We start from the raw sequence: 4661 nt of genomic DNA, 5'->3' as shown, positions 1-4661 counted from the left end.
CTCACCATCGCGACCACCAAAAGTATCTGCGCGCACAAGCATAGTATTGATATTTAGTTCATCGATTGTGCTTTGTTGCACTTGTGGATTAATAGTGCTGACTTGCACTTGTGGATTTATAGTGCTTGCTTGCACTTGTGGATTTGTTGTGCTCGTTTGCACTGCTTGCAACTCGTGCAACAACTGTTGGACTTGACCTAAGTCAGGGGTCCCATTTAAAACTGATTGCAGCATTGCTGCTAAGCCGTTTAATAAGGCATTGGCACTATTGTGCTCTGGTTGCGTTTGCAACCTGGGGTCCCGTGGGATATCCCCGTCGTTTAGAAACGACATATTGGGCTTTGCCCAAAAACTAAAACAGCAATGCAAGAACGTCAAATAAAAACTAACCTTGCATGTTGGAGTCCATGCCTACTATGTCTGACGTGGAGTGAGACGGTTTCAACCGTGCAGCCGCAGGGATGCTGTGGATGTGAAAACAAAAGGTATTTTAATTAGTAACAGGCAAACTATTGGGAGTAAATTGAATCCAGAATCGCTCGTCTTAGTCACGAGGACTGGACCGTCGCATACGCTATTGTCCAACTAGCTGCGATATCATTGTTAAGAGTTAGATAGGTAGATAGCGGCTAAGCGTTTAGGGCTGATAACGCTCTGGGAATCGAACCCAGCCTATGACCCAGTCACCGCTACATACTCCATATGTGTGATACCAATGAGCCTCTAAGGGTGGGTGTATACTTGTGCTGTCAAGCACGTAACATTCCCCCCCATCAGGCTTAGCTGTCCGCAGCTAATGACTTGCCCCGCCAATGGTAATAAGAGAACTTCAAGTCCAACTCAAGGGGATGAGTTGTCGTGACAATCTGGCCAGGAAAGTCACACGACCCTTCATTCTCCTACGTCCCATTGACTCGCTTGCGCTCAGGTCATAGCACTGTTATTGACAATGCTCAGTACTTCTATTATCACAGTCAGCGCAGTCACAAATCATGCATTGTCAAAGTCCTCAGCAGTCAGCTCCATTCCGCGCTCGAGCTTGAACTGCTTCACCAAATCTCCACATGTGAGGAGGTTGCTCCTTGGCTCCCAAGTGTCATGCACAGAACTGTAACCTTCCCATCTTACGAGGTACTCTGTCACAGTCTTGCGACCCTTCTTCACCTGTCTGCTATCTAGCAGTTTCTCAACGCGGTAGATGGGTTCACCATCCAACCACTGCACAGGTGGGGGAGCTACCTCTTGCTGAGCTTTGGTCTTATCAGCACCGAGGTATGGCTTTACCAGGGATACATGGAACACATTGTGAATACGAGACCAGGCTTTTGGAATTGCGAGTTTGACCGCAGCGCTGCCTATTGGCTGTATCACACTGAAAGGTCCCATGAACCTTGGTTTGAGTTTGCGTGCTCCTGGGTCTAGTACATGCTTAGTCAGATTCTGTGTACTCAGCATGACCAGATCTCCGGCCTGATACACCACATCACGGCGCTTCTGGTTTTCACGCATTCGCATGCGCTCATGTGCCTCAGCCATGCACCGCTTGGCTTCACGCACTGCGTGTTCAATGCCTTTGGTGAAATCATGGGCAGCGGGCACACGCCGTGGCAAATCCTTGACAGCTGGTGTCAGGGGGTGTTGACCGTAGTTCAGGAAGAATGGTGTGTTCTTCACCGTCTCCTGCCAGGAGTTGTTGATGGCAAACTCAACAGCCGGCAAATGGGCTGACCAGTCCTCCTGAGAGGGACTGACATACGCCCGGAGCATCTCCTCTATTACACGATTGTAACGTTCAGTCTGCCCGTCTGTCTGTGGGTGGTAGGCGCTCGACATGCGCACTTCCATTCCCAGCAGGTTCATGACCTCACGCCAGAAGTGGTTATTGAACTGGGTTCCTCTGTCAGTTACCAGATCTTCAGGCACCCCGTGCAGCCTGATAATCTCGCGTTCAAATATGGCCGCAAACTCTGTAGCGGACAACTTCTCTGACGTGGGCACCAGGTGCACCATCTTGCTCAGCCTATCAACAAAGGTGAGGATGGCATCATACCTGCCTGCTGAGAGGGGCAGCTTGACAATCAAATCACATGACACACTTGCCCAGCGGAATCCAGGGACAGGTAGTGGTTGCAGCAAGCCATATTTTCGCTGCGTGCTAGACTTGTTGCGCTGACACGCGTCGCACATACGTACGTACAGCTTCACGTCATCTCGCAAGTCAGGCCAGTAGAACACCCGCATCACACGCTCAAGTGTTTTTGTTATGCCTGAATGTCCAGCATACCGCCCATCGTGCATCTCCCTCATAATGCGGTTTTTGACCTGAGGACTGTCAGGTACCACCACCTGGTCACCCACCATCCACGTTCCCTTGTCACTATTGAAAGTGAAGTGTTTGGTGAACCCAGCGTCTTTAAAGCGCTTGTCCTTTGCGTAGGCAGCAACCAACTGCTCTAGCAGGGATATGCTTGGCTTAGCATTAGGTTCAGCATCAGGAACGTGCCCTGGATTTCCACTCTTTTCAACTTCAGGGTCAACTTCCATCGGCACACGACCCTGTTGCATGTGCTGTGCTTGCTCACCGTGCTCCCCCCCATCAGGCCGCGAATCACCTGGGGTGTCGAACGGGGATGCAGCGGCCGGCTCAGGAACGCGCAGCCCTTCAGCGCGTCTTGCCTGCCCACGGGTCTGGACAAGCAGGTAGCCGTAGTCAGTCCTCTGTACTTTGACAGAGCACAGCGCATGCTTTTCACCTGCCATCTGGCCAGGTGTGTGAGGCATCATTGCCTTCACATCAGGGGCTTTCACAGCAGCCATGAGCGCCATAAGTGGATGGGTGCGGGAGATGCCATCAGCTATATTGTCTTTGCCAGGTCTGTACACAATTTTCCAGTTGAACCTTGACAAAAACTCCATCCACCTGGCCTGACGCCTTGACAAACTGGACTGGGATTGCAGATACACCAATGGGTGGTGATCTGTCACTAGCAGCACTTCAGGGCTGCCTTCAAGGTAGCAGCGCCACACTTGCAGCGCGCGCACCAGAGCAAGAAATTCCTGCTCCCCTGTGGTGTAATTATACTCGGCAGAGGAGAACTTAGAGCTGGTGTATGCAACCACACGACCTTTCTGGATAAGCACACCACCTGTGCCATGCACAGATGCATCAGTGTGAACTTCAAATGTGCTATTAAGGTCAGGCAGCGCCAGCACGGGAGCTGAGGTCAGTGCCTTTTTAAGCTCTAAGAAAGCAATTAGCTCAGGACCTTTCTCACTCCATTTATCCCAGTTAAAGGCGTCAGCATTGGCTCGCTGTGTTAGGCTGGTGAGAGGGGCGGCAATGGTACTGTAGTTGCGCACAAAGCGGCGGAAATAGTTGGCCAATCCGAGGAACCCTTGAAGCTCTTTAACAGTTTTTGGTACTGGCCATTTTTGAACTACAGCCATTTTATCGGGGTCAACTCGCACGCCCTCACATCCCACCATGTGGCCTAGAAATTTGAGCTCACACTTGTTGAACTCACATTTTTTTAATTTTGCATATAGTTTATGTTTTCTCAGCACCTCAAACACAAGACGCAGGTGTTGAGCATGTTCATCTGCATTTTTGCTGAACACCAGAACGTCATCCAGATACAACAACACAAATTTTCCAATGTACTGCCCAAAGATGGAATTCATCACCCGCTGAAAAGTTGCTGGTGCATTGGTTAGACCAAAACACAGCACTTTGAATTGAAATTGACCAAGGGGTGTGATGAATGCAGTTTTGGGCACATCTTCTGGTTTGATGCGAATCTGATGATACCCCTGCTGCAAATCCAGTGAGCTATACACAGTGCTGCCATGTAGCTTGTCAATCAGATCTTGAATATTGGGCAAGGGGTATCGATCCCGTACTGTGATGTTGTTCAGCGCACGGTAATCAATACACATCCTCAATGTGCCATCCTTTTTCTGCACAAAGAGCACCGGAGCACCAAAAGGTGAACTGCTTGGCTCAATGAAGCCTTTGCCCAACAAATCTGCGACTTGCTTTCTCACTTCTTCCTCTTCAGCACGTGTTAACCGCGACTGGCGTTTGAATGGAGGCTGGGCACCAGGTTCCAACCTGATTGTGTGACCCGTTGCCTCATTGGGCGGCATACCACCCGGCAGCTCCTGGAAAATATCCTGATACTCCTCCAAGAGGTGTTGCAATACATGGTCCGGAACCAGGCCATGTTGCACCACAGGATCTTGCATAGCAGCAAGGCTACCACCACGTGTGGATTTAGGTGAGCACATGAATGTGCCACTAGCACGCTGTTCACATTTCTGCACTAACACCAGAAAAGACTTGCAACCTTGACGTAATGCACGTGCTGCCCTTTTGGCTGTGAGCATGGGCTGGATTCCAGCTTGCTTCACCGCAGCCACACCAGGCTGAGACACATGCTTGTCATGTATTTTTGGCTGCAAAGTTCGGCGTCGGTTGTTATGCGTTAGCTGTACCACACCTTTACCACACTTCAGGTCCGCATCCTGTTTTGTTAACCAATCCATGCCAAGAATCAGGTCTACTCCTTTTAAGAGACCTTCCATCACATGAGCTTTAGGAACTTCAATGTGCATGCCATCTAGATGGAGAGTACCCGCACAAGCTTGTGACACGGGCACTT

At 50.2% G+C, this 4661-nt stretch carries 2 protein-coding genes; both read right to left on the bottom strand.

The genetic code is table 11. From position 1 onward, the window contains the following. Window positions 1-291, bottom strand: a 291-nt coding sequence (locus tag PHX60_RS15765) for a hypothetical protein (RefSeq protein ID WP_300079700.1), incomplete at its 3' end; no start/stop codon positions are given. Between the two features lie 699 nt (window positions 292-990). Continuing rightward, window positions 991-4614 carry a reverse transcriptase domain-containing protein gene (locus PHX60_RS15760; protein WP_300079698.1) on the bottom strand — a complete coding sequence of 1208 codons (3624 nt, stop codon included), beginning with the start codon at window positions 4612-4614 and terminating at the stop codon, window positions 991-993. Window positions 4615-4661 lie beyond the last annotated feature (47 nt).

The sequence above is a fragment of the Giesbergeria sp. genome, from assembly GCF_028686475.1.
In the GTDB taxonomy this organism is placed as follows: Bacteria; Pseudomonadota; Gammaproteobacteria; order Burkholderiales; family Burkholderiaceae_C; genus Simplicispira.
The sequence above is the reverse complement of the archived record's forward strand: the minus strand, read 5'-3'. Positions and strand labels throughout refer to the sequence as shown.

Coding starts and splice junctions, on each gene's coding strand:
- PHX60_RS15760 (WP_300079698.1), bottom strand. CDS start 4,614: ATGCACATTGAAGTTCCTAAAGCTCATGTGATGGAAGGTCTCTTAAAA.